Origin of the sequence: Rhizobium sp. T1470 (genome assembly GCF_042140505.1) — a bacterium.
Taxonomy (GTDB): domain Bacteria; phylum Pseudomonadota; class Alphaproteobacteria; order Rhizobiales; family Rhizobiaceae; genus Rhizobium; species Rhizobium favelukesii.
In genome coordinates, this window is record NZ_CP148092.1 from 1,038,902 (window position 1) to 1,065,836 (window position 26,935).

22 protein-coding genes are annotated in these 26,935 nt (G+C 57.4%); 18 read left to right on the plus strand and 4 right to left on the minus strand.

All coding sequences use genetic code 11. The features are described from left to right. On the minus strand, window positions 1-996 hold the full coding sequence (hflC, locus tag WGT02_RS26195) for a protease modulator HflC (protein ID WP_208247418.1): 996 nt from the start codon (window positions 994-996) through the stop codon (window positions 1-3). Next, complete coding sequence (hflK, locus tag WGT02_RS26200; protein ID WP_208247420.1) at window positions 993-3,029, minus strand: protease modulator HflK; 2,037 nt, start codon at window positions 3,027-3,029, stop codon at window positions 993-995. The genes hflC and hflK overlap by 4 nt, the downstream gene beginning before the upstream one ends. Before the next feature lie 617 nt (window positions 3,030-3,646). Here hflK and WGT02_RS26205 point away from each other — a divergent pair. Then, a complete protein-coding gene (locus WGT02_RS26205) occupies window positions 3,647-4,288 on the plus strand; it encodes a DUF1062 domain-containing protein (RefSeq protein WP_024315907.1) in 642 nt (213 codons plus the stop codon). A gap of 190 nt (window positions 4,289-4,478) precedes the next feature. Here the strand turns inward: WGT02_RS26205 and WGT02_RS26210 are convergent, their stop codons facing one another. Beyond that, window positions 4,479-5,312 (minus strand): class I SAM-dependent methyltransferase, encoded by an 834-nt coding sequence (locus WGT02_RS26210; RefSeq protein ID WP_029710140.1) that lies wholly within the window; start codon window positions 5,310-5,312, stop codon window positions 4,479-4,481. A gap of 471 nt (window positions 5,313-5,783) precedes the next feature. Between WGT02_RS26210 and WGT02_RS26215 the strand changes: the two genes are divergently transcribed. Further along, a protein-coding gene (locus WGT02_RS26215; protein ID WP_112334090.1) for an IS630 family transposase occupies window positions 5,784-6,844 on the plus strand; the annotation gives its coding sequence in 2 pieces (ribosomal slippage) (window positions 5,784-6,276 and window positions 6,276-6,844; 1,062 coding nt in all). Window positions 6,845-6,872: 28 nt separating this feature from the next. After that, a complete protein-coding gene (locus tag WGT02_RS26220; RefSeq protein WP_024315909.1) occupies window positions 6,873-7,754 on the plus strand; it encodes a hypothetical protein in 882 nt (293 codons plus the stop codon). Between the two features lie 127 nt (window positions 7,755-7,881). On the opposite strand, the gene xth is transcribed toward WGT02_RS26220, so the two are convergent. After that, window positions 7,882-8,673, minus strand: a complete 792-nt coding sequence (gene xth, locus WGT02_RS26225; RefSeq protein ID WP_024315910.1) for an exodeoxyribonuclease III — start codon at window positions 8,671-8,673, stop codon at window positions 7,882-7,884. A gap of 879 nt (window positions 8,674-9,552) precedes the next feature. Between xth and WGT02_RS26230 the strand changes: the two genes are divergently transcribed. From WGT02_RS26230 to WGT02_RS26300, 15 genes are all read left to right on the plus strand, one after another. Continuing rightward, entirely contained in the window at window positions 9,553-10,251 is a 699-nt protein-coding gene (locus WGT02_RS26230; protein WP_112334155.1) for a response regulator transcription factor, read from the plus strand. Window positions 10,252-10,497: 246 nt separating this feature from the next. Further along, window positions 10,498-10,668, plus strand: coding sequence for a hypothetical protein (locus WGT02_RS26235; RefSeq protein ID WP_263623101.1), 171 nt, complete (start codon window positions 10,498-10,500; stop codon window positions 10,666-10,668). A gap of 52 nt (window positions 10,669-10,720) precedes the next feature. Further along, the gene (locus WGT02_RS26240) at window positions 10,721-11,818 is read left to right on the plus strand and encodes a nucleotide sugar dehydrogenase (RefSeq protein ID WP_341353405.1); all 1,098 of its coding nucleotides are present in this window, start codon (window positions 10,721-10,723) and stop codon (window positions 11,816-11,818) included. Window positions 11,819-11,827: 9 nt separating this feature from the next. After that, a complete protein-coding gene (locus WGT02_RS26245; protein WP_225040110.1) occupies window positions 11,828-13,294 on the plus strand; it encodes a glycosyltransferase in 1,467 nt (488 codons plus the stop codon). A 16-nt stretch (window positions 13,295-13,310) separates the two neighbouring features. Beyond that, a complete protein-coding gene (locus WGT02_RS26250) occupies window positions 13,311-14,414 on the plus strand; it encodes a hypothetical protein (RefSeq protein ID WP_208247422.1) in 1,104 nt (367 codons plus the stop codon). Continuing rightward, window positions 14,411-15,853 (plus strand): sugar phosphate nucleotidyltransferase, encoded by a 1,443-nt coding sequence (locus WGT02_RS26255; protein ID WP_024315915.1) that lies wholly within the window; start codon window positions 14,411-14,413, stop codon window positions 15,851-15,853. Before WGT02_RS26250 ends, WGT02_RS26255 begins: the two co-directional genes overlap by 4 nt. Next, window positions 15,846-17,369: a right-handed parallel beta-helix repeat-containing protein gene (locus WGT02_RS26260; RefSeq protein ID WP_208247424.1), complete on the plus strand. Its 1,524-nt coding sequence runs from the start codon at window positions 15,846-15,848 to the stop codon at window positions 17,367-17,369. Before WGT02_RS26255 ends, WGT02_RS26260 begins: the two co-directional genes overlap by 8 nt. A 4-nt stretch (window positions 17,370-17,373) precedes the next feature. Then, entirely contained in the window at window positions 17,374-18,804 is a 1,431-nt protein-coding gene (locus WGT02_RS26265; RefSeq protein ID WP_208247426.1) for an MBOAT family protein, read from the plus strand. A gap of 7 nt (window positions 18,805-18,811) precedes the next feature. Continuing rightward, window positions 18,812-19,909, plus strand: a complete 1,098-nt coding sequence (locus WGT02_RS26270; protein ID WP_208247428.1) for a hypothetical protein — start codon at window positions 18,812-18,814, stop codon at window positions 19,907-19,909. Between the two features lie 4 nt (window positions 19,910-19,913). Then, the gene (locus WGT02_RS26275; RefSeq protein WP_208247430.1) at window positions 19,914-20,675 is read left to right on the plus strand and encodes a hypothetical protein; all 762 of its coding nucleotides are present in this window, start codon (window positions 19,914-19,916) and stop codon (window positions 20,673-20,675) included. Next, the gene (locus WGT02_RS26280) at window positions 20,672-22,015 is read left to right on the plus strand and encodes an alginate biosynthesis protein (protein WP_208247432.1); all 1,344 of its coding nucleotides are present in this window, start codon (window positions 20,672-20,674) and stop codon (window positions 22,013-22,015) included. The genes WGT02_RS26275 and WGT02_RS26280 overlap by 4 nt, the downstream gene beginning before the upstream one ends. Window positions 22,016-22,020: 5 nt before the next feature. After that, on the plus strand, window positions 22,021-22,656 hold the full coding sequence (locus tag WGT02_RS26285; protein WP_208247433.1) for an alginate O-acetyltransferase AlgF: 636 nt from the start codon (window positions 22,021-22,023) through the stop codon (window positions 22,654-22,656). Window positions 22,657-22,662: 6 nt separating this feature from the next. After that, window positions 22,663-25,398 (plus strand): tetratricopeptide repeat protein, encoded by a 2,736-nt coding sequence (locus WGT02_RS26290; RefSeq protein ID WP_339151207.1) that lies wholly within the window; start codon window positions 22,663-22,665, stop codon window positions 25,396-25,398. Beyond that, window positions 25,399-26,475 (plus strand): alginate lyase family protein, encoded by a 1,077-nt coding sequence (locus WGT02_RS26295; RefSeq protein ID WP_024315923.1) that lies wholly within the window; start codon window positions 25,399-25,401, stop codon window positions 26,473-26,475. It abuts the gene before it with no gap. Window positions 26,476-26,543: 68 nt separating this feature from the next. Beyond that, window positions 26,544-26,774 (plus strand): hypothetical protein, encoded by a 231-nt coding sequence (locus tag WGT02_RS26300; protein ID WP_208247437.1) that lies wholly within the window; start codon window positions 26,544-26,546, stop codon window positions 26,772-26,774. Window positions 26,775-26,935: the final 161 nt, after the last annotated feature.

The window sequence follows — 26,935 nt, forward strand, 5'->3', positions numbered from 1 at the left end:
CTAATGCGCCTCGCCTGTTGACGAGACCTTGGGCGGTCCATCGACCAAAGCCCGAAAAGGTGCAGCATCCGTGCGCAGGACAAGGCGTGTGTTGGAATTGACGATCGTCCCGAGCGTATCGAGGGAGCGGAGCAGTTCATAAAGCTCCGGGGCACTTTTGTAGGCAGCCCCGTAGATCTGTGCCGCTTCGACACGGGATCTGGCCTCTATGTCGGCGGCTTTCACGGTCGCGTCCGCCTGCAGAACTCTCGCGTCGCGTTCGGCTGCGGAGCGGATCTCGGCTGCCTTGCGTTTGCCGACCGCCGCGCGCTCGGTGGCGATCGTCTCGCGCTCGGCCCGCATGCGGTCGACCGTGGCATTCAACGTCACTGCGGGCAAGGTCAGGTGCTCGATGCCGATATCGACAACCTGCAAGCCGTAAGTGTCGAGCAATTGCTGTGTGATCTGGGCTTTGAGTTGCGCTTCCAGCGCATTGATCCGGAGCTTGTCGGGATCGGGATTGATCAGCGACGACAAGTCGAAATTGCTGGCGGCAGTTTCGAGCGACGATCCAAGGAACGTGCGGATTTGCGCTGCTGCCAAATCAGGTTGATTCTGGACCGAGCGAACGAAGCGCTTGATTGCATCCGGGTCCTGCGGCACCTGCCAGATCGCATAGGCCTGCGCGATGATGCGCAATCCATCCTTTGTTCCGACATCCTGAAGGCCGCTCGATGTCGATCTGGCGCGTAGATCGACATTGATGGTGTTCTCCAAGGGAATGGGAAGCCGGAACGCCAGGCCAGGATCGGTCAGAACACGCATCGGATTGCCGAATCTGGTGATGATGGTCGCGGCCCCCGATTGGACCTGCACGAGGCAGGCGGCCACCAGGATGATCGATACGATCACGATTGCGACGACCAGACGAGACCATCGGAACGGCATGGTCTCGTCGCGATCGTGAGAATGGTGATCGTGATGGTCTGAGTCCGGATGAGCATGTGCGTCGGTCATGGGCTGGTTTCTTCACTTTGGTAGGGGGTGCTGGGCTTTGCACGTGTGTCTTGGTTTGTGTCTGGATCGACCGGCAAGATCATGTTTCGAAGATCGAAGGTCGGAGCGATGCTTGCGCCGATGCGGTGATCGAGGACGAGAGCCTTCGCGCGCGATAGCCCCATTGTCAGCTGATTGAAGTATTCCTCTGTCAAGAATGCTTGCCCCGCCAAACGGTAGGCCGACTGATCGGCTTGAAAGCGCAGCTTTGCGACTTGCGAAGCCGCTATGTTTTCTCTTGCAGCCGCTGTGGCGCTGTCCTGTCGGAGGCTGGCATTCAATTGAGCCTCATTCGTCTGTTCGGCTGCCGTTCCCCGCTCCCGGGCCACCAGCGTTTCCGCGCCGATCTGCGCCGCCTGGACCCCGTGAAAGGCGTTCGCCGCGCCGGCGGGAGGATGGATGGCCTCGATGATGACCGCCAGGATTTCGATGCCACTGTTCAGCTCATCCATATTTTTCTGGACCGCCGAGGCAATATCATTCGCCAGCGACAACCGGCCTTCGCTTAAGACGTCGTTGAGCGTCCTTTTGGCAAAGTCATGCACGAGGACGCGGTTTGCGGTGCTCTCGATCAATCCTGGCAGATCGGCAACCCGATAGGCCGCCTTCATCGCGGCCCGATCCGAAAGACCAATGCGGTAGACGAAGCGCACGTCCATGTTGACGATCTGAAAACTTTGCTTGCCACCAGTGCCGCTGGCGATGACTTGCGATTTCTCGCTGATGTGCGAGGCATCCCACAGCCGGTTGGCACTTTCTGGCGCTGGTCCCTCGGCATTCGTCGGCGGCTCGTTGCCATCCGCCGTGCTGACGGAGGTGGCCAGTTCGTGCACGCTGCCATTGTCGAGGAGAACGACGCGGCCAAACGGCCAGGGAAGGCCGATGTGAAGACCGGAATGCAGGATTGCCTCGGCCTTGCCGAACCTTTCATAGACGCCCCGGCCAGTCATGGGGATCTCGCGGACGCCGCTCAACAACCAGCCCAGAACGATCGTTCCGAGAACGATTGCGGGAGCGGCCTTGCGAATGAATGAAAAGGCCCAAATCTGGCGAAGATCGATACCGTGCCTGGTGCGTAATTCCGTCTGGATGCCAATCCAGGGCTGAGGCGGCCATTGAAGGAGGTTCGCGACAAGACTGTTGGTGATCAACGACGGCTCGCGGTTGTTGTTTTGCGGGCGGAACATCGAGACGATCGCGCGGAGTAGAAACTCGAGCCCGACAAGAGCAATAAAGCCGCCCAGCGCCGCCAGGAGCTTGACGGACAATCCCGATCCGCGGGCGCTCAGGAAGAGGCAGAAGCAAGACATGACGAGCACGAAAATCGGCACGCGTGCCAATTGTGAAATTGTGCTTGCCTCCGGCCATTCCTCGGCATCGATGGCGGCGAGCCTCCTCTCCGTCACCAGCAGAAAGAAGGCGAATGCCAGACAGGCCGCGACGATGAGGAAGGCCGGCGTTCCGATCGTTATGTCGTCCGTCGTCAAAGTCCAGTCGGAAGACACGATGAGGCATGCCAACAGCGAAAGGCCGAACACCCAGAGCGGGCGGGCGCCGATGCGCAAGAAGAGCGCCTGGCCTACGGACAATGCACTCCCGGTCCAGCGCTCAAAGCGATCAGGCTCCTCCGTGTTCGGGAACGACCACGGCGAACTCACGAAAGCGACGAACCACCGCATCGGCCTAGCGAGCGGGCGGCTGGGCAGCCCGGCTTTCTGTTGACGCCATTGGACCACGTCGTAGGCGGATCGTAGTCCAGCACCGAACAGGACAAGCGCAGCCGCGTTATTGCAGAAGAAAGCGATCCAGATTGCGTTCAGACTGAATGTGTTGGCAATCAGAGCGCCGAACAACAGCAGAGCTGCGAAAATCGACATGCTGAAGCCCTGACTTGCAAGATCATGCGCGTGAGCCGCCGCAAGTTGGAAGTCTGCGCGGTCTTTGAAGTCAGAGGGGCGCTGCGTTTCGTCGCAATTCGTTTTAGGCGTTGCCATGCTTTGTATCTGCCTCGCTAGCGCTGCGATCAATTGGCAGCGGACCCCATAAGAGACTTCAATTGTTATGTTCGAAGCGTTTGGCTCGAAATCCAGGGATACGTTATTACGTATCATCCTTCTGCCCGCAAGGTCTGACGTTAGTTGATCAAGGTCGGCGTATTGCCACGGCTCGCCGGATCAGATGGACGACATCGGGATTTCACTCGGATAAGATCCGCGCTCCGAACGACGTGCGCTATAGACGTACCAACGCCGCAAAGTTGCAGAAATGCCGCAGCGCGGTTTCAACTCGATTGATATTTCATTGAGAGACTTCAATTGCCGAAGCGGTTTCGTTATCACTTTGGTTGAAGAGCATTGGCATCCAGAGGTCGACTTTGCCCAAGTAAGCACCGGTCTCAATCCAGATTCACCCGTACGTGCGGCAGCGCAAGCCTGTCGTCGTATTGCTGTGTTCATCGGGTGGCTGCATGAGACCGGTTTGGCATCGTTTACATGTGCCATGTGCAGCTCCGCTGTCTCAGCTCTTCCCGCCCGAACAACGCCATACCGTGCCCTAGGGGCTTTATCATGCACTCATCTTGGTGGACTTCCGAACGGAAGACCAAGACGATATGTGCAACACTCTTCAGGTCCGCTGGACCATTGTGCCGAAAATCGCGCCGCAGCCTTGGATCATGTGCGGTGGATGCGGAGGTCTGAGAGCCTTCCAAAGCAGCGACAAGATCAGACTCAACGCCAATGGTCGCAAGCTTGATGCATGGCTCATCTACAAATGCACGACCTGCGACAAGACATGGAACCGTTCGATTTTCGAGCGCAAGAATGTTCGCGACATCGAACCCGCTATTCTCGAAGCCCTGCAATCCAACGACCCGCACTGGATTCGAGCCGAGACATTCAACCTGGAAGCTCTCAAGAAGAAGTCTCAACGGATCGACGAGTTTGCGAGCTTCGAAATCCGCAAGGAGTTGCTGCGAGCAGATTCCGGCTGGATACGTTTAGAAATGGAGCTTTCGGTTCCGTTTTCGGCGAGCATGCGCCTGGATCGCTTGCTCGCCTCCGAGCTACAAATTTCACGTTCTCGGTTGCGCACGCTCTATGAATCCGGACTCCTTCAAGCGAATTCAGATCGCACTGATATACTGCGGCGGCGCATCAAAGACGGTCTTCGAATAGCGATAGACCTATCCAATCTGGAGGATAGGGATCTGTTTTGGAAACCGCCGGCGATTGACGAGATCGCGGATCGATAACAAAGGACGCAAGGGACCGAGTTTGGGCCTTTATACGCAAGGACATCGCGACGGCGTCAGGTGATCTGAAGGCGTTTATTCGCACTGCCTGCGACAGCGAAGGCAAGCGCTCCTTCGCACTCTGCACGTTCTAGAGAAACGACCATGTGTGCGAGTTCGACGAGGCTTTTGGATGGTCAAGCGGCTTCGATCATTTCAAGACCGTGACCACGACCTCAAGATATTCGCTTGGAACGACCATCGTATCGTCCTCGGCTCTGTTGAAACGCGCGATCAGTTCCCGCAAATCGCTTTCGAGTTCCTGCTGTTGCGGTTCGGCCAATGCGGCGAAAGCCTTGTGGACCGGGCCATACCAGGAGCGGAAAACGTCGATCCAGTGCGAAGGCGACCGGTAGCGGAAGTTGAACACTTCTGGCGTTACAGCGATTGTGCCTCCGGAGGAAAACAGCTCGGCGAGCCGAGCCTCCGTTCCCCATAGCGAAGCTGGCTTGACGCCCGCGGCAGGCGGAATATGCTTTCCAATGATCTTGAATAATTGTCCGACAAAGCCACCGGGCGTCCAATTGGCCATTCCGATCTTGCCGCCTGGCTTGCACACCCGAAGCATCTCGGCGGCGGCAAGATCTTGGTTCGGAGTGAACATCACGCCAAAGGTCGACACGACAGCGTCAAACTCGTTGTTTGCGAACGGCAACGCTTCGGCGTCTGCGGGTTGAAACTTGACGTTCAGACCATCAGCTTGAGCTCGGGCCCGCCCACGCTCCAGGAGCGCCGGGACATAATCGGTAGACGTGACTTCGCACCATCGCCGCGCTGCCGCGAGCGTGGCGTTGCCATTTCCAGCCGCCACATCGAGCACTTTCTGTCCCGAACGGATGTCCATTGCTTCAAGCAAGGATTCCCCCACAATCTGAAGGCTGGTGCCTATGACTGCATAATCGCCGGATGCCCAAGTTGCTTGCTGTCGCGCCTTTACGGCCTCCAGCCCGGACGCCAATTCATTGGCAGCGGATATGTTCTGCATAATCTGCTCCTCCTCACGAAATCAGCCGAACTGTATCCACTCAAATCGGCATCGCCGCCAATCCCCGGGCAGGACCGCGTGAGCGTCTCCAGTCACTCCCAGTCGCCCGCGCAAACGCTTTGTTGGCGAGCCGGAAGGTTCGTCTCCGAATAAAGAAAGCGCTCGCGGTCATCCCCAGCTTAGTCGTGCGGGATGATGAGCTTCTTTCTTAGTGTGAGCAAACACTAAAATAAGGACGGGTGACGGTGATGAAGCCCGGCCCCGTCGGAGCGCGACCGCCAATTTTCGGGCGCAGACCATCGCGGGTACAAGTATAATCGCGGCCAGCATTTTCAAAATTATTGTTGAAACCCGGTCACTTCATCTGAGTTCTTATTACGATGCCTGATACCAGCGAGCGCAGAGTGCGACTCACTTGGGATTCCCGAATCGGTGAAAATCTGAATCCATGGGGCAAACGGGAGGTTTGCAATGGGTTCGGCGATTGCATTGCGCGATGATTTTGATGGTCCTGCTCTGCGGCAGTTCGCGAAAGGGACCAAGGATGCCGCTCAAGCGCGGCGGCTTCTGGCGTTGGCGGAAATTTATGACGGCGGCTCGCGTACAGATGCGGCCCGGATCGGGGGCGTGACCTTGCAGATTGTTCGCGACTGGGTCGTTCGTTTCAATGAGCACGGGTCGGCCGGGCTCCTCAACGGCAAGGCTCCCGGCAATCGGCCCAAGCTGAATGATGATCAGCGCCAGGCCTTGGCCAAGATTGTAGAGCGTGGTCCGATCCCGGCTATCCACGGTGTCGTTCGGTGGCGGCGCAAGGATCTGGTCCAATGGATCTTCCAGGAATTCCGGATCTCGATGGACGAGACCACGGTTGGTCGCGAATTGAAGGCTCTCGGCTTTGCCAAGCTGTCTGCCCGGCCGCGCCACTACGCCCAGAATGAACCCGAAGTGGACGCTTTTAAAAAGAGTTCCCTGCCGCATTGGCAGCCATCAGAAGCAGCCTCCCGAAGAATACCGAGATCGAACTCTGGTGGGCCGACGAGGCGCGCATAGGTCAGAAAAACAAGATCACCCGCCGATGGGCTCGCCGTGGCACCCGACCTTCAGCGCCGCTGGATCAACGGACGATGTGGGCGTACATCTTCGGTGCCATCTGCCCCAAGAAAGGTAAGGGCGCGGGCCTCGTATTGCCCTATTGCGATACCGACGCCATGAATCAACATCTGCTGGAAATCAGCCAGGCAGTCGATGACGGCGCTCACGCGGTCCTCATCCTCGATCAAGCCGGATGGCACGTCACGCCGAAGCTCAGCGTCCCTGACAACATCACATTGCTGTTCTTGCCGCCGCGTTCGCCTGAATTGAACCCTGTCGAAAACGTCTGGCAGTTTATGAGGGACAACTGGCTGTCGAACCGCATCTTCACAGACTACGAGGACATCGTCGCTCACTGCTGTGCCGCCTGGAACAAACTCGTCGCGCAACCCTGGAAGATAATGTCCATTGGACTGCGCGAGTGGGCGCATCGGTTTTGATCAATGCATGTTGGTATGAGAGGACGTCATGGGTGACGAAGCCGAGTTGCGCCACGAAGACGATAGAGGCAGGCCGGGTGAATCCGTCGCCTTTCCGTTCGACCGTATGTCTGTCCAGCGGTTTCGGGAAACCTTTCCGCGCGCTCGATGGAGCGACGAACGCAAAGCCTGGTTTGTGCCTGGAACGACCGCGCGCCGCAGAATAGACCGGTGGCTCGCTCGCGAAGCATCTCGCGCTGATGCCTTCGCCGATGAGAGGGGCCGCGACGCCTTTGAGTTCGAGCCGATCCTCAGTCCGTATCTGGATGTGGTAGAGGACGGCTTTCGTGTTCGCACGCCGTATTCGCGAACCATTGTCGATGAGCTCCGACAGGTCGCTTTTGCGCGCTGGGATGTCGACCTCAGGGTCTGGCATATACCCTTTGCCTCTTATGACGACCTCGTGCGCCGCTGGAAGCTCATAGAGGAAGCCGCCAAGCGCAACGAGCCCGAAGAACGTCGCAAGCGTGCCGAAGCTCGTAAAGGAACGGACGACGATAAAAGGTCGCGGCAGCGCGCATCGGAGCGGAGACGTCACCGCATTCCGGTGCCGGCAAGCGACTTGCCGCCGCTCAACAGGCCGGTGGCCACGAGGAGTTACGGCCTTATCGTGGTCAGCGAGGTGACGGGCGAACTGGTAGAAGCCGCCACCGTGGCCGATCTCTATCCCGATCTGAGCGATGAACACGTGTGGGCACTGTGGCGCTCTGCCTCTCTTGAAGAGCTGATACATACCTGGCCCGCGAAAAAGGAGCCGGGTGAATATGAGAATGGTCGTGGTTGGTGGCAACCAACGATCGAAGAATTGCGGGAGGCGCGTCGCAGGGCGAGGTCTCGGGAGCGAAGAGTGGCGCTTGGCGCTTCAATCTGAGCCGGGATTTTACGCGCTTCCTTCCCATCAAGGAGTGAGTCCCGGGCGTCTTCCCCTTTTTCGGTCGTGTCTTTGTGGCGCGTGTGCCCGTAGCCGATGATCCTTTCAAGCGCAGCCTCGCTGTCCCTCATTGGCCGGCTGCCTTCGGCAGGTCGAGTTCGACCATCAACGGAGCATGGTCGCTGGTGTGCTCCCACCCACGAGGTCGCCGCCTGACACTTGCTGAGCGCAGGCACGGAGCGACAGCAGGACTGAGCAGAACATGGTCGATCCTCAGACCCGCGTCGCGCTCGAATGAATTCCGCCAATACTTCCAGAACGTATATATTCGCTCCTCAGGGTATAAGTGCCGTACCGCATCCACCCACCCTTGCCCGACGAGCTCGGCATAGGCTGCCCGGACCTCGGGGCGAAACAGGGCATCGTCTCGCCAACGCTCCGGAGCGTAAACATCGAGATCAGTCGGCATGACATTATAATCGCCGATCAGCAGAGCAGGCACTTCGAGCTCAAGCAGTTCGGCCGCATAGGCCTGCAGGCGTTGAAACCATCGAAGCTTGTAGTCGAACTTTGGGCCTGGAGCAGGATTGCCGTTCGGAAGATAGAGGCAGCCGATCAACAGGCCGTCCACAACAGCCTCGATATAACGACTGTGCGTGTCGTCAGGATCGCCGGGGAGGCCGCGCCGCGTCAAGAGTGGCAGCGTGCCCTTTGCCAGGATGGCAACGCCGTTCCAGCTCTTCTGGCCGTGCCATACAGCCTCATATCCAACGCGTCGAAGTTCTTTGCGCGGAAATCTCTCGTCGACGGTCTTGAGTTCCTGAAGGCAGACAATGTCGGGGCGGTCTTCCTTCAGCCACCGCAGCAGTACTGTTAGGCGGCCGTTGATACCGTTGACGTTATAAGTGGCTATTTTCACTCAATCTCCGAGGGCCTGAGGCTAGGCGACAGGTAGGGCACCTTTCTCTCCTTGACCACGACGACAGGCCGGAAAAATCGCCCAAGAAACCAACATGAACCAGCCAGATCATTTCGATCGAATTGTTGAGATGCTCGACAAAGAGACTTGAATGCCCACAGCAGAAAGGAGCAATCTTGTGAGGCAATGATCAAGTGCATCAGGAACATTCACAGGCGAGGCAATACGGCGTCTCATCCTGATCGTCGCGCTATAGCCGATCAAATGGCTCACCGCAGTCGATCGCTTCAAGTCGTGACGCCGGACAGTTTATCCGTTGTTTCGGGCACCAATATCACTACCGACGTCGGGGAGGCCTCGCTGCATCAACCAGTTGTCAGAGCTAGGACTGGGCTGGCCCCATGGGTCTCATCAATCGGCAGTTGACCATGGTCGCTGGACGGCGCGCTGCGAGCGCTTCAACTCCAGCGCGAGTGCAGCCCCGCGGCTGTCGTCCTGAATAGTTTGCACTCGTCTGAAGCCCGCGGCGAGCTTGAGTGCCTCTTCCCTGCTGTGAATTCAGTTCTTTCTCACGAAAGTGGTGAGGATTAGCTGGATCTTCGCGCAATTCGGCTTCCGTAATCACCCATCTAGCCCCAATTCCTCCATAGGAATTCCAAATAGACGATCAGTTAGATATCTGCGCATTGAAGAATATACAACGACAAGCCGCAAATATTGAAAATGGTTCTTGACATATTAAGTAATTTTTAAAACTATCGGTACATTCTCTAGCTTTCTGCATGTCAATGGAGGCAGTACATCATGATGTACTGGAGATGCAGTAAGTTTCTATTAGTAATGCCCGGGAGGAGGTTTCGTCTTAATTGAGGAACTTTCATGGGAACGAAAAGGATTCGTGTTTCGGTAGTTTGCACATCCGGTGAACTATCCGAAAAAATTCGTTCAGGCGTGTGTGTTGATCATGGCATGTGTTTCGTTGACGCGAAACGCGCCAGTGAGTCTTTGCACGAATTCGTCGCCCGAACATTGCCCGCCGTCGTCATATGCGAAATTGCCACTTCCGCTGACATCGGGATTGGTAATGCCCTGCGGCGTGTTGCCAGTACGGAGGCGGAGTATCCATTCAACCTGATCTACGCTGTCAGTCACTCCAGCGTGAATCTGATCCAGGACGTCTATGTCGACGGTGTATCAAGCGTGATTTTTACCAGTGACGATGGCAAAGATATCTATACCGCGATCTCGCGCGTTGCAGCGGGACAACACCACATCAGCCCGTCGGTGTTTAGATGCCTACCAGACCTGCATATTCGCAGCTTCTACTCGCTTCTTAATGGCGCCACGCTCACGCCATCGCGTTTGCCCGAAGGCAGCCTGAGCGCGCGCGAAGAACTCGTGCTAAAACTAATCGCCTATGGGTTCAGCACGAAGGAGATTGCCGCCGAAATGCGTCTCAGCACAAAAACGGTTGAAACGTATAAATCCCGCGGCTCCGATAAGCTCAGCCTCTCCACTCGCGCGTCCATCGTTAAATACGGCGCCCTAAGGGGATGGTTTAACATATATCAGATTTAGAACTGAGTATTCTTCACACAATATAGCTATAAATTGAGCTGGCTACTTTAGCCGGCTATTTGTGTTAATATATTTTGCCGGCCTCCTTCCCATTTTCCCTACATTTGTTCTTAATTACCTGACGTTTATTCTTTATTAACCTTCGTAATATTCCCACGTGCCTGACGGAAATAGCGGTGCGCCAGAGAACCGCGCTGTCGTGACGTCAAGCCTACTTCGAGCAAATGCAATCGTGGGGAACATGTCATGGCAAGAATTAGTATACTTGGTATCGGATACGTCGGCGTGGTTTCTGCGGCCTGCCTGGCGGAAGATGGTCACACGGTCGTGGCTGTGGACGTCGACCCGGCCAAGGTGGCCAAGCTCAATGCCGGCGAAGCACCGATTGTCGAAACAGGGCTGACGGCCGCTGCTTGAGCGCAATGTCGCACGTGGACGCCTGAGCGCCACTACGGACGTCAGTTCCGCCATTGCCGAAACAGACCTGACCTTCATTTGCGTCGGCACGCCCAGCGCGTCAGATGGCGCTGTCGGTTTGAACTACGTTAAGCAGGCCTGCAAGGATGTTGCAGCGGCGATACGGCAAAAGTCGACGTTTCACTCCGTTGTGGTGCGCTCGACCATCGTTCCCGGCACCATGGAAAGCGAATGCATTCCTATCCTCGAGCAGGTGTCGGGACTGACCGCCGGCGACGGGTTCGGTGTCGGGTACTATCCCGAATTCCTCCGGGAAGGCACAGCAATCGACGACAATTACAATCCGGGCCTTATCGTGTTCGGTACCATTGATCCCGTTACGGAACAGCTGTTGCGCGACATTAACGCCGGTCTGCCGTGCGCCTGCAATGTCGTGCCGCTGGCGACAGCGGAGATGATTAAGTACACGAGCAATTCCTGGCGAGCTGTCAAGGTGACCTTCGCCAATGAGATCGGGAACATCGCCAAGGCCTGCGGGATCGACGGCCAATTGGTCCTGAAGGTGTTGTGTTCTGACGACAAGGTAAACATGTCGCCCTATTTCATGCGACCCGGGTTTGCCTTCGGTGGTTCATGCCTGCCCAAGGACGTTCGCGCCCTGCGGCATCTGGCGGGCGAACGGGAAGTCTCCACACCGCTCCTCGACTCGGTTCTGACCGCGAATGCTGGACAGATCGAGCGCGCAGAGACGATGGTCGAGAATGCGCCCGGAAAGTCGATTGGCATGGTGGGGATCAGCTTTAAGGCCGGCACCGACGATTTGCGCGAAAGCCCACTCGCTGAGCTCGCCTCGCGGCTCATTTCCAAGGGCTTTGACCTTAGGGTCTACGACCCGAGTGTCAGCGTTGCATACTCACATAACATGGGCGGCTCGGGACGCGGGAACGGAATTGTTCCTGATCTCAAGGAGCGCCTTGTCGACGAGATTGATGAATTAATCGAAGGCGCTGACATCCTGCTCGTCGGCAACCGCTACGAGGAAGCAGTTGAGCCTCTGACAGAGGCGGCATCGACCAAGAGTCTTGTCGACCTTACGCGCATCAATCCGAAGATGCGCTCCGGCGGCCTGTACGCAGGCATCTGCTGGTAGGAGCTGAACGTGCTGAGCCATATCCTTTACATCCTTGTCTTCTTAAGCGTAGCCGTTGCGGTTCCCGCTCATCGGCTCGCCGAAAACGCCAGCCTAGTGTTGACGATGGGAACACTGGGGATGTGGCGATATGGCTGGGGCGCGATCAACTTTGTCCGCGCAACGATATTCATTCACATCGTGCATCCGCGCCGGCGCGCTGCCGTGACCAGCAGATATCTGGAACGGCAGCGCCCGGCTCATTCCTTCTTCCTGGTGACGACCTACAAGGTCGACACCGCTGTCACGGCTCGGGTCTATCGCTCCCTGTTCAATGCTGCTGCCGCGTCAAGAGGAGGTGCAACGGTTGTTGCCTCAATCGTCGATACTGCTGATGAAAGGCTCATTCGACGAATCTATTCGCTGATGAAGGCCCGGACCGCTCATGTTCGGCTGATCATTGATCGAATACCGGCAACTGGCAAGCGTGATGCGCTGGCGACATCCTTGCGCATCATTGCCAGGCAATGCCCGATGCCCGACGACATCGTCGTCCTCATCGACGGTGACAGCTGCCCTCCGGAAGATCTTGTCGAGACGTGCGCTCCATTTTTTGTCGATCCTAAAATAGGTGCCGTGACAACGGATGAGGATTGCGAAATCGAAGAATCTCGTCTGTTTCGCGACTGGTTCAATCTTCGCTTTACCCAGAGACATATGATGATGTCGTCCATGGGACTTTCCGGTCGTGTGCTGACGCTAACGGGACGGCTCTCGATCTTTCGTGCATCGCTCGCCTGCGACCCAGACTTCATTGACAACGTGCAGCATGACTGGCTGGCGCATTGGCGGCTCGGGACTGTGAAATTCCTGACTGGAGACGACAAGTCGACGTGGTTCTGGCTGCTTAAGCGTGGCTATGAAATGGCCTATCTCCCGGACGTCCGTTCCGTCTCGATGGAAAGCCAACCGAAGCCCGGGTTCGTCGATTCCGCCGTCGCTTTGATGCTGCGGTGGTTCGGCAACATGCTTCGAACGAACGGCAGGGCGTTGGCGCTTGGCCCCCATCGCATCGGGTGGTTCACCTGGTGGTCGGTGCTCGATCAGCGAATATCGATGTGGACAACACTGTTCGGCCCCGCAACCGTGGTGATGTCGGCCGTGCTGATCAGCCCACTCGTCCTGCCCCTCTACCTGGCATGGGTTATGTTCACCAGGTACATCTACTGCTGCCTGTTGACGACCTTCCGGCCGGCTTTTCCGATCACATACCCGTTTCTTTTATATTTCAGCCAGATCAGCGGCGCCCTCGTCAAAACCTTCGTTCTGTTTCGTCTCGATCGGCAAAAATGGACCCGGCAGTCCACGGCACGACGTGCGAGGCGCTCCGCCTCCCTGTCGGAGCGTCTGCGAAACCTGTCGTCGACCTACGTTCACATGCTGGCAAGCGCTTGGCTCTTGTTCGCAGCCTTTATGATTTCCACCGCAAGAATGTGACCTGGAAGGATCTCTGATGACGACAATCGACCATCGCGAAAAGGAAGTGCTTTCAGTGGACAAGGATACAGGTGAGGCGCCCGATTTTGCCGACGCGAATGAACATCCGAGCCTGCGCATACCGTTCTCAGTCGCGATCGATGGACGCGCCTATGAAGGGGTTACTCTTTCAATGGTGGGAGCGCGAATTGCCGGAATTGCTGCGGCAAATTGGGCGGGCGCCAGCAAACTTGCTCTTTTTCGGTTCAATTTCAACGGATTTTCGCTGTCATTGCCAATCGACGTCGTCGTTGCATCAAGCGACAGTGAAACGGGAGCAATTGCCTTGCGCTTCCGGGACCCGACCGGCCAGCATATGCCGCAGATACGCTATCTCCTGAACTGCTGGCTAGCGGGCGACCACGTGACCTTCGATGGGTTGATTGGCGCGACGAGCGCCTGGCAGAAAGAAAAGGCACCCACTTCCGCCGCAGTCCGGCCGCCACGCAGCGCCGCGTTGGCTAGAATAGTTGGAACGCTCAGCGTTGGCCTGGCCTCGATTGCCCTCATATTGTTGACGGCCACTGCCTTGAACAACCGCCTTTATGTGACGGAAGTAAATGCGCCGGCCCTCGTCCAGCGTCAGGGTCTAACGATGAAGGCTACGGCGAGTGGCCAGGTCGACTTCATCAATTCCAGTGCTCCCAGTGGAAAACCGGCCTATTCCATCCTGGCATCCACGGGTGTTGCCGTAACGGTCAGCATGCCTTGCGACTGCGAGGTTCAAACGACCGGCATCGAGCGAGGAGCGACCGTCCTCGTGGGTCAACCGATCCTCAATGTGAACAAGCATGGGGCTCCACTTGTTGTGCAATCGAGCCTGACCGGGCCCGAGTTGCGGCGATTGGCGGGGGGCGCAACGGCGCAGATCGAGACTCGCGATGGCAGGAAGGTCGATGCCAACGTTCTTGTCGATCGCGCCGGCGCCCCCTCAGGTGATCTGCTGCCGGTAACGCTTGTTCCCATTGAATCCCTGCCAGACGTGCCACCTGGAACGCCTGTTGTGGTGCGATTGGACGGTTCGCCCGGATGGGTGAGAGCCATGACAAATAGCCTGTCCTATTTCCGGGGTACGAAATGAGCGACATTCATCCACTGATCCTATGCGGCGGGTCCGGTACTCGTCTCTGGCCACTTTCGCGCGCCCACCAGCCAAAGCAGTTCCAGCCGGTCAACGGCGAAGGCTCCTTGACGTTCTTTCAGAGTACGGTTCAACGCCATCGCGCCGATATGTTTTCTGATCCGATCGTCTGCGTGGGATCCCGCCATGTGCAGACGGTTGCGCGTCAACTCCGTGAAATCCAGAGCAAAGCGCACATTATCACGGAGCCGGTGGCGAGGAACACGGGCCCGGCGGTGCTGGCTGCATCGCTCTATCTTGCTGGCGCCAAACCTGACGCGGTGCTGGTCGTCCTGCCATCTGACCATGTCATCAAGGGCGAGCTCAATCGCCTCATTGCGCAAATGCACCGTGCAGTATTGGACGGGCTTATTGTTACCTTCGGCATCCAACCGAGCTATGCCGAAAAGGGATATGGCTACGTCATGGATGGCGGTCAATTCGATCTCTATCCCGGCCTGCACCGCGTCGAAAGTTTCATTGAGAAGCCCAGTACAGCAATTGCTCAGTCGCTCATCGACACCGGTTTTGCGTACTGGGCATCAGGCATCAGCATGTTTCGGGCGAGCAAGCTGATTGAGGAATACCGGCGTCACGATCCGTCGACATTTGCTGCCGTCAGTGCTGCTCTCCAGTCCGCCTCACCGCTTGAAACCGAGGCTGGCCTACTGCTCGACGAACGGCATTTTATCGCAGCAGACAGCCAGCCGACAGAAAAGGCGGTCTTTGAACGCTGCAAGGACATTGCCTTGGCGCCCGCTGCAATCGAATGGGACGACGTCGGTGGCTGGACCTCTGTCCATTCGATCGGAATGAAAAATGAAAGCGGCAACGTAACCTCCGGCGACGTCGTCCTGTTCGATACGCGCGGCTCGTTGGTGCGAGGCGGAGAGCGCCTGGTCGCAGTTGTCGGCATGAACGATGTGGTGGTCGTCGATACCGACGACGCACTCCTCGTCACCAACAAGTCAAGCGCCCAGGACGTGAAGAGAATTGTCGAGCACCTCGTAACGCTCAAGCGTCGCGAAGCGGAAAACCACCGTAGCCAGGTTACCGAATGGGGCACCATAAAGTCGATGCAGGCCGGCCCGGGTTTCGCCATGGACCTCTTGAGTGTCGATGGCGGAAAGACCGTCACGCTTGTTGGTGAGGAAGGCGTGTCTCGGATCCTGGCCGTTATCCGCGGGGGGGTGCGGCTTATCGGCGACCAAACGCAGTCTGAGCTGACCCCCGGCCTGTCCGCCATGGTTGCGACGGGCAGACAGGCGGTCTTGGTCAATACCTCCGATACCGTTTCCGAGGTCATTGAAATCAGCTGTGGCAACGCCAGCGTCCTTGGCTTGCCGAGCCAGCCTTTTGCAACCATCCCCTACGACGTGAGGGCTGCTGATTATGCCTAGTCGTTTTGCGGCGATCGCGACACTTGTCGCCTGCCTCGCGGGCTCACCCTGGGCGACGGCGGCGGGTCAGAAGAGCCTGTACTGGCCAGGGCTGGACCGTCTCGAGCAAGATACCCAGCGCTTGGATGTATCGTCGGGCGAGATATTCAGGCGTGCCCATGAACTGGCTGGTATTGAACCGTCGCGGGCTGGAGGTCAGGCCGGCCAACTTAATTTCCCAGATACCCAGAAACGCCTTAGTCGTTCGCCGGTCGATATTCTCCTGCGCCGGATCGGCTTGCCGGCAAGCCAGGGTTTCGTGGAAGCCAGTTTAAAGGCCCAGCCGGCCCCTCAGGCTGCCGCAATCGTCATCGAAAGCGGCTCATTCAGCCTCGAAGACGTCAGACAGGTCCTGCAAACGAAGGGCTTTGATGACTATCTCGAGAAGGGTCCAGAGGGGTACGTCGCCCATCGCCCCATCTTCATCTGGACTGGCGGCGCATTGAAAATCGGCCCTGGCGAAAGGTTGGCGGTCGACGGCAGCCAAGGCGCATTTGTTGTCAATACCGGGGTTTTGGAGATCGATGGCGCATACCTTGGTGTGACAGGCGCCAAGAACAGCGGATTTCGGCCGTTCCTGCTGACAACCTTCGGCGGAGCCACACTGGTAAGCCGAAGTGAAATCACCGGACTGGGCTTTCCCGGGTTCCTGGAAGGAAGCGGTGTGGCCTTCACACATCAACAGTTTTCGTCATCTGTAACGGGCTCCATACTCAAGGATAACATCTTCAAGGATGGTGCTGGTGTCGCGCTTGCCGGCGTAAGCGGGCTCGACATCGTCGGAAATCGCTTTGTCGATGGTCCTCAGACAGCGGTGCTGGTCAAGGCGGCACGCAACGTGCGTATCGCCGACAACATCGTGTCGCAACGATCCGGGGCGCACGCCATCAAGGTGACCGATGGTTCAAGCCATCTCGACATTTCCCACAACATCATCATTGGCAGTCCAGGTAACGGAATTTTGGTTGACGGCGGATCGACCGAGGTGAGGATTTCCGACAATCTCGTCGGCAGATCGAGGCTGACCGGAATTAGCGTGGATGGTGCCGCCTGCGTTGCGATCGAACGCAATGTCGTGCTTGCAAATCTTTCCCGTGGCATTGCGATGCGTTCCGTCCTCAACGGCAACGTGGAGAAAAATGATCTCCTCGGAAATGCTTCCGCCGGCCTGGCGATTTCAGGTCAGTTCGAGCATTCATCGCTTCGCGTTTCGCACAACAACTTTGTGAGCAATCGCTTCGGATTGAGTGGCTCGGCAATTGGGGAAGTCAGCCTTCTGGCAAACGACTTCAGTCGACAGCTGCCGCGCGTCGCCGACGGAGACTTCGCAACGAACCTCGGTGGATTGCTGGAGTTTGCTGCATCAGACCAGCCTGGTGAATTCAAGATCAAGGCAACCGTGCCAACCGCTCCGGATGACTTCTCCCAGTTTTCCGCAGTCGATTTTTCCGCTTGCATCGCCAAGAAGGGACCCTGAAATCATGGTTTTTTCCTCCGAGGTCTTCCTTTTTCTCTTTCTTCCGACATTCCTGCTGGCCTACTACGCGACCCCGATTGCGGCGCGCTCCCTTACCATTCTGATTGCGTCCTATATTTTTTACGGGTGGTGGCGGATGGATTTCCTCGCACTCCTGTTTGCAACAACCGTGTGGGTCTATGTCTTTGCGATCGCAGTCGAGCGCAATCTAGGCCGGCCCGCAGGGAAAATCCTGCTCGCCGTTGGTATCGCCGGCTGCCTGACGGTGCTCGGAGTATTCAAATATCTGAACTTTTTCATCGATAGTTTCGCCGCTCTCGTTGGGACGGATGCGGACGGGCTCGGTATTCACTGGCGCCTGATCCTTCCCATCGGTATTTCCTTCTACGTCTTCCAGTCGATCAGCTATCTTGTCGACGTCTATCGCCGGGAAACGCCCGCCACGCGCAACTTCATCGATCTTGCCGCATACAAGGCTCTGTTTCCGCAGCTCATTGCTGGCCCAATCCTGCGTTTCAAGGATCTCGCCGACCAATTCAAACATCGCGATCACACCATCCAGAAGTTTAGCGACGGTTCGGCTCTGTTCGTCATTGGCCTTGCAAAGAAAGTACTGATTGCTGATCCGATTGCGCCGATCGCCGACAGCATCTTTTCGAGCGGTCACCCGACCCTGATTGAGGCGTGGCTTGGCGCCATCGCCTACATGATGCAACTTTACTTCGATTTTTCCGGCTATAGCGACATGGCGATAGGCCTCGGACTGATGATCGGGTTCCGCTTCGCACCGAACTTCGACATGCCCTATCTCAGCCGGAGCATCACCGAATTCTGGCGCAGATGGCACATCAGTCTGTCAAACTGGCTGAGAGACTATCTCTACATTCCGCTCGGCGGAAGCCGCCTCGGTCCTCTTCGAACCTATCTCAACCTGATCCTGGTCATGCTACTCGGTGGGCTTTGGCATGGCGCCAACTGGACCTTCGTTCTCTGGGGCGGATGGCATGGTGGCTGGCTGGCGCTCGAACGCGCCACAGGCTGGAATAAGATAGCAACCTCGAAATGGATAGCGCTGCCACTCACCCTGCTGATCGTCTTGTTGGGATGGGTCCTCTTCCGGGCCGAGAGCGTCGGTGTCGCATTGGAGCTTTATGCCGGTATGCTTGGGCTGAATGGGTTTTGGGCGCGACCGGAATTGCTCCTCGACATCACTCACGAAGGGCTGCTCACTCTGGCCATCGGATGCGCAGTCGTTGCAAGCGAGCCTTATCTTCAGACCTTCGATCGGACAGGGGTTGCCGTGCCAGGTACCGATGGAACCGCGACGCTTCGTCAATCGATCACAGTGCCGTTGATGCTGACCTTGCTTGCAACAGTAACGATCCTGAAGCTTGCCGAGGCCAACCACTCGCCGTTTCTCTATTTTCAGTTTTGAGGCGCCAATGCAGATCAACGCTAAACAAACAACTGCCAGACTGCTGCTTCCGGTGATGTTGTTCGGCTATGGGGTCTTTGCCAATGTCGACATTCGCCCCCAATTGCTCGGCGCTATTTCGCAGCTCCCCGCAAACGTCGGCCAACTGAGCCACGGGCTGATCGGAACGACGCTCGAGGCCGTCTACAAGACCGAGTTGCCACACCGCGAGTTTGCGGTCGAATTCGTCGGCGCTGCTCGCTACGTCCTTTTCGGCGAAGGGCGTCGTGGAGTGGTCGTTGGAAAAAACGGATGGTTGTTTTCCGAGGAGGAATTTCGCGGCGCCGCGAACGCTGACAGCGGCATTTCGAGCGGCGTTCGCGAGATTTCGAAGGTCGCCGAAGCTCTACGGTCCCGAGGTCAGCGACTGATTGTCGTACCGCTGCCTGCCAAGAGCGACGTTTACCGTGAATATCTGACGGATCAGCGATATGCCTCGATCGCAGAGCGTCGATACACCGATTTCATCGATGCACTGTCTGCGGCACAGATCGACGTCGTTGATGCAAGGGAAGCACTACAGCGTGCAAAACCGCAGGATAACGTCTTTCTCAAGACTGACACGCATTGGACGCCTGCGGGAGCCAAGGCCGTCGCCGGTGCGATCGCGGCTTCCTCGCGAATTGTGGGACAGACGCATTTTGTCCTCAAGGACGAGCCAAACCGGGCGCTTGAAGGCGACCTCGTCAAATTCGTGACCGGTGCAAGATTGGCGCCGTCGATCGGATTGAAGAACGAAGTCGTCGCCCCGCAAACTGCGTCACCGGACGATGCAGGGTCAATCATCGATATCCTGGGACAGGACGAAACATTTCCCGTCGTTCTGGTCGGCACCAGCTACAGTGCCAACGATACCTGGTCCTTTTCCGCTTATCTCGAAGCTGCGCTTGGCGCCAACGTCTTGAATGTCGCCGAGATCGGCCGCGGGCCGGTCGTTCCCATGCATAAATTTCTGGAGACCAGCCAGCAGATTCAAGGACAACCGACAGTGCTTTGGGAGTTTCCGGTTCGCTATTTGACCGAGCCAGCTCTTTGGGATGCACCTCCACCCGTTGTTGAGGAGTAGACACATGCGCTTCCTTATACTGCTGGTCGCTCTGAGCATTGGCGTCAATAACGGATGCGGTGTTGCGTTTGCGGCTGCGGGCGCCGACCCGAAATCAAAGGCAGCGGATCAGCGCTATCGGCAAGGCTTCAATCAGGGCGTTACAAAAACAGATCAACTGAAGGACCCCGCCTTGCAGGCAATCCGTCGGCGGATGATTGCCCGCCAGCGTGTTTCCTACAAAGAGCTGCAGATGCTCGCCGACCGGGGCGACGGTGTAGCGGCGATCTACGTCGCCAAACGCCTTGCAGCAAATCCGAAGCTGACGGCCGACGCGATCCATTATTACACCATTGCATCTAGCACCGGCCGCGCAGGAGCAGTTGCTCCGCTTTCCCGACTGCTCAGCACAACCTCAGAGACAGTCAGTGAGCCCCGCCTTGCGCAGGCTGAAAAGACGCTTCGCGACCATGCGTCCCGTGGAAATCCCGTGGCAGCCGCACAACTCGTCAAATTTTACAAGAGTGGCCGGCCTTTCGGAGCCAAGCCCGACGAGGTCTTGCGCCTTGAGCGGCAGGCGGCCGCCGGGGGTGACTCGAAGACTGCGCTCAATTTGGCGATCTCCATGATCTCCCAGGGCCTGGCGGGCGATCAGGAAAAGGAAGAGGCGAGGCACTTCCTGACGATCGCAAAAGACAGTGCTGAACCAAGCACGAGCGCGATCGCCGCCGCCGTTTTGCGCCGGTTGGAGAAAGAACCAACGAACCTTCTCGAGGTTTCGCAATGATACACTGGATTAGTCGATCGACCTTGTGTTCCCGGATCTTGGCGGCAGTCGCCATTGCGCTGGCGTCGGCAGGGACCGGCCACGCCGCGTCCTCTGCTTTCGAATGCGCAGGCCTTGAGACCAACAGACAACTTGCCGTTGTCGAGGGAGAGAAGGGATTTTTCTATCGCGTCATTGCGGACCTGCGCATGGAGCAGCAACTGTCGGAGCACACCGCCGACGAAGTGGCATTGCTCGCAGAGGCGCTTGAGGCGGGGGGAACGACGCTTGTCTTTGTTCCGATACCGACCAAAAGCCTCGTCCTGCCGCAATATCTGCCCGAAACTGCAATAAGTGACTACGGTTTTGACTACGGCGTTGCAAAAAGAGCCTATGACGATGTCATCAAGCGATTGCGCGATCATGGCATCGCTACGGTTGATCTGCTGGAAAGGCTAAGAAAAGACGCCGGTGATGAGCCGCCATTCTTCCAGGCTGATTTTCACTGGACATCGTCGGGTGCGCGCGTGTCCGCAGAGGAAATCGCTGCAGCGATCCGGGCTCTTCCAGGTTCGGACGACCTCAAAAAGGCGAGTTTTCAGACAAAGCCGACCACGCGCTTGTCGATCATTTCCACGATGCGTCGATTGCTGCAGTCCGGCTGCAAGGATGCATTGCCCCTGCCGCAGACACAGGGGTACGAAACCTTTGAGACGGGTGGCGAAAACACCACAGCCGACATCTTTGGCAACGACGCTTCGGGCGGTACCGTCGCCCTGGTCGGCACGAGCTATTCTGATCTTCCTGCCTCAAATTTCGCGGGCTTTCTCTCGCAGGCCCTCTCAACCCCTGTGACGAACTATTCGATTTCAGGGGGCAACCAGTTCGGGTCGATCACATCCTATCTCACATCGGAAGCCTTCCAGACGAACCGGCCCCGATTTCTGATTTGGGAGAACCCGATCTACAACAATCTCGGCAAATTCGGCGATGCGCCTTTGATCGAGCTTTCGGCCGCGGCGCGTCAAAGCTGCCGGACGATCGATAGTGAGAAAATTTCACATCCCAGCGCCAATGTGATCAGCGTTGCCATCGGTGAGGGCGAAGTCTCGGACTCGGCGGTGATTTATGCGTTTTCAGGCGATGCGCATAGTCGGCGAGCGACGCTGCGTTTTGAGCTGAGCGACGGCCACCAGTTCGAGAGCAATATTCTGCGCGCGGACCGAATGATCTCGACCGGCCGCTTCTATTTTCCGGTTCGCTACTTTGCCCGTGAGGCCCCGCAGCGCATCAATCTCGAATTTGACCGCCTTTCTGCGGATGCCGCGGCGGTCAGTGTCTGCAGTCCTAAAGCAAGGTGATGGAAATGATCATATCTCGCACATGTGCAGCTCTTTGCGTCGCGATGCTGGCTTTGGCCACGCCCGTAATTGGATTGGCGCAAGACGCCGGGCTTTACGGCAAGCCCGTTGACCCGAACGGATCGTTCATCCGCATTGTCGACATTAATGCCTCGTCGGCCGTCATCGCTGGTGCTCAGGTCGCAAATTTCACCGAAGGGGTGTCACCCTATGTCACCGTCAAACCTGGTGACGTCGACATGTCCATCGGCTCAGAGAGCACGAAGGTGACCGCCGACCCAGGCAAATACTACACCTATGCCAAGCTGTCAGATGGACAAGGGAAACTTTACGTCGATGGCGTCAAGGATGACCCGTCGAAGGCTCAGGTCTATCTTTACAATCTCACTGACCTGCAAACAGTCGATCTGGTCGTGCCTGCTGCGAATGCAACTGCACTCAAGGCGGTCGCCTCCGGAACCTCTCAGAGCGTATCTCTAAGAGCGCCGCTCAGTCTCGGCTTCGTTATCCAGCAGGACGGCAAGACGATCGCCGAAACCGAAAAGATCAACCTGAAGAGACGGGCGGGGTTTTCCATCGTTCTCTCAGGCAGCAAGGGCGACTACCACGTCGTCGCCGCTGAAAACCACTTGAGCCAATAGGGGACAATGATGTCGTTTCATGCCTTTCGACGCATTCCTTCTTCGCTTGTCGGGACCGTTGCGGCGTGCCTATGGCTCGCAGCGACCGCCGGCCAGGTGCGGGCAGGTCCAGTCGCCATCGAATTCCTGCCGCCCAAGGTTGAGGTCAAGCCGATATGTATTCAACGGGCGCCGGATGGAGAGGTCATTGATCGATGGCTTTCCTGGGATCGCAAGTCGCTTCCGAAGATGGCACCGTGGCTGGTTCAGCGCGAGGCGCAACGACTTCGCGACATCGATCCGGATCTCTATTTTCCTGTCATCGTACGCATGATCGAACTGCTGCCCGGCCTGAACACCGACATGAAACCACAGGATTTGGAGGCGGAGAGGATCACACTCTACCTTCGGGCGGGAAAGATCGATGAGCTGAAGGACACCGGAGCGATCGAGGCTTTCGTCGCACACGCGGAAACCAGTACGCCGAAGGATCTGGACCTAGCCGCCGAGCTGATCCTGAACGGCGTTACCGATCAGAAAGACACGACAAAGGCGCTCTCCTACCTCGTCAACGCCGCCTATGGCGGAAATCCAAATGCGCTCCTGCAGCTTGCCAAACGAAACCTCGACGGACAGAGCATCGAGGGTTGGACGGTTGACCCATCGCTCGCCATAACAATGGCCTTCGGCGCGATGGTCGGAAAACTTGACAGTGGAATTTGCGACCGCGTCGCGCGCATTGCCAGAGAGTATGAAAAGGGGGAAGTGGTTCAACAGAACCGCACGATCTCGGAGGCGTGGTTGCGCTTTGCAGCCGACCTCGGAGACGGCAATGCCGCCTGGAAGGTCGCTCGCTATCACATGGAAAGCTCCGATATCCGCAAGGACAACGCAGTCCTGATGCGCTACCTCAAGTTCGCGGCCGACCATGGTGTGGTTGCCGCTCAGTCCGAGCTCGGCCACGTTTACGAGATCGGGGCGATCATTCCGAAAGATCTTGAGAAATCCGAGTATTATTATCGTCAGGCTGTGGCATCAGGTCATCGCAGCAGCCTGATCAGGCTCGCAAACCTTTACTCCGACGCGCCGGACGCCCGGGAGAAGTATGTTCAAGCGTTGAACGAACTCGCGTCACTAAACGATGCGCCCGGTTGGGTTTTCGCCAGGCTCGCAAACCTTGCAATCGAGACGGATGGCTATTGGAAATCTCGCGACCGGGTAAGCCAGCTCTTCGCCAAAGGAGCCGAGCGTCGTGACATGACGTCCATGCACAGTCTGGCCGCCATTCGCATGGGCAGCACTGGCGAGGGGAATTTCGACGAGGGGATCAACCTTCTATTGGCGCTCCTTGACAACTTCGGCCGGACCGACACCATGAATGATCTGCGCGATGCCTACTTGTGTCACGCGCCCGACGGACCTCGCCTCGAGCAGGCGGCTTATTGGGCGAACGCCGCCAAGGGAACGCAGGGCGGCGCATGGTCAGTCGAAGACATCGAGGAGCTTGCTCATCAAGCGAACACGTCTGCAGCAGCCCTGCTTCAATCGGGTGCACTGAATGGCCAGCCAAAGTTGATTGCTGCCTACCTCTGGTATCTCAAGGCAATTGGAACGGACGCTCACGCTATCAAAGAGTGGGACGAGCGCTTGTCGACGAGCCCGGACGCCGAGGCGGCGTTTGCCGCCTTGATGCTGCAGGCGGTGGGCGATGATGCCAGCAAGAAACGTGCCGCGCTCGACCGACTTCTGGCTGCTGCCGATCGGGGCAGCCCGGCTGCGCGGGTCGGGGCTGGCGAGTTGATCCTGTCCTCGTTCAGGGATGACCCGACCCTTGCGGCCTCAGCCGAAAAGAACCTGCGTTTGGAAGCTGCAAACGGCAACGGAAGGGCCATGCAACTGCTTGCCGAAAAGTTTGCTGTGCCCCTTGACGTCTACAAGCAATACCTGCCGGCCATCTCCGATCGCGGGGATGCTGACGCGCTGATTTTCGCGGCCCGGCAGGTGAGCGATGTCAATTTGAAACAGGGTTACCTGCTGCGCGCTCAAAGCGTCATGGACTGCTCGTTCGATTCGGCACTTTCAATGGCACATGCCTATTCGGATCTCGGTCAGCCAATGAGATCGCGCGCCTGGATGGATGTTGGCGAGGCTTTTTCGGAGGGAAAACCGTGGAGAGCACGATTGTTGGCTGAAGTCTATGCTGCAGTTGCATCGGCAGAGGCACGCAACAGCGCCATGCGCCTGTTCGAAATCGCGGCCCGCGGCGGCGACGCGAAGGCCGAGCAGCACCTCTTGAAAACCTACACCGACAAACAGAACCAACAGTTCTCGCCTGAGAAAGCAACCGAACTGATGGTCGATGTTATCGAACATGCTCCGGCCGAACGGGTTGCTAGCCGCCTGACCGGCTTGGCGCGATCGCACAAGAGCATCTACCAACTTGTTTTGGCACGCGTTGATCTTGCGTCGATCTACAAACGATCGGCAGATACGGGCGACCCTATCGGGATGCGCGAATTCGCAAAGCTGAAGCTTGCGACCAATGCCGGTGCGGAGGCCGCCACAAACGCCACGGATCTGTTTCAGAAGGCGGCGGACAAAGGCGATGCGGAGTCAATGGTGCTGCTGGCGCAGAACTACGCCTACGGAATCGGCACGCAGCCGTCGTTGCCTCAGGCGAAGGCCTGGCTGGAAAAGGCAGCGCGTCTCGGCAACAAGCAAGCAAACGAAATGCTGGCTGTCATGGCAATGAAGGTGAACTAGATGAGAAGGTATGTTTCCCGCCCGGTATGGATTAAGGGGCTTGGCAAGCTTCGTCAGGGTGCTCTTGTTTCGCCGTTGGCACTGGGGCTGCTCGCCGTTTGCGACCATCCTGCACAGGCCGAACAGAAGTGCCCGAGAGTGCCCACGCCGGTTACAAGCCTTGAGCTTGGCAGCCGTTATGAAAAGGGTGACGCGTCCCGCTCAGAGCTTGACCAGGAAAGCAACGCAGCTGTCAACAAGGCCCTACGACCCATAGATCTCTTTGTCAGGTCAGTAGCCGCACTCTCTCACGGATCGTCTGCCACCAAGCCCTCCGACATCGAGAAACGCCGGTGTCTCTATACCGCACTGGCTACATGGGCAAATGCCGGCGCCTTGTCCGATCTCGGCACGATGAATGCGAAGCTCGCCATTTCCCCGCGCCTGGCCGGGATCGCAATTGCCTACAATGAAGCGAAGGCCCTAACGCCACCGCCGAGCAAGCAGAAAGTGGAAATCGAGGCGTGGTTGGCGTCCCTTGGCCGCAAGCTGGAATCCTTCTTCGACAATGACGCGCCACCGATGGCGTCGCAGAACAATCTTCGCGCCTGGGCCGGACTTGCGGTCGCGCAAATCGGTCTGGCGACAAATGACGATGAGCAGGTTGCCTGGGGTGCGAAGTCAACGGAGATGGTCGTCTGTTCGGCCGACGAGGCTGGAGCGCTTCCCTTCGAAATGAAGAGAGGAGACAAAGCCTTGCACTATCAATTGCACGCGGTGGCGCCCCTGGTCGTCAATGCAGTACTCCTGAAAGGCCATTCAGCCGATAGCTTTGCCGTGTGTGATGGAAAGCTTGCCAAGATCGTGGATTTCACGCTTTCGGCGGTCGAAAAACCGGAACTCGCAGCGGCTAAGGCCGGAACTGAGCAGTCCTTTTCCATGGGCAGCGAGACGTTGGAGCCCTTTCAGCTCGCATGGCTGGAGCCTTATCTGACATATGAAAAAGATGAGAGGGCACTGCGCCTTGCTAAGAAGTACAGGCCACTATCGAACTCGAATCTTGGGGGCAATCTGACCGAGCAATACTCTGGGGATTGAGATAGTTCGTCCTCAACCACACGTCACTCGAGGAATAAGAAAGCCCACAAATGCTTAAGGTTAGATATGTGCTGGTGATCAGCCTTGCCCCCCTTTTTTTCGTGCCGGCATATGTCGCCGCCCAAGGCATGGCAGCACGCCCGACAATCTCCGAGCAAACAACTCCGAAAAATCCGGACGGCAAGCTTAGCCCGAAAACTTGCGCTAAACTGCTGACGAAAGCAAAGAACTCCGGCAAGAGCATGAACATTATTATTCGCCGAAAGATGCAGCTTGCATCCCGTGGATGCATTTTTTAGGTGAGGATGCCGAGGGTGGGACAGGCGGAACATGCATGCCGACATGACTTGTTGTCTCAAGCGAGCCAAGCCCGGATGCACTCTCGCGAACGCGAGCAGCGATACCGACTGACGCAAGCGCGTGTTCCGACAAATCGAAAGCCGGTCATCCGTTGCCGAAA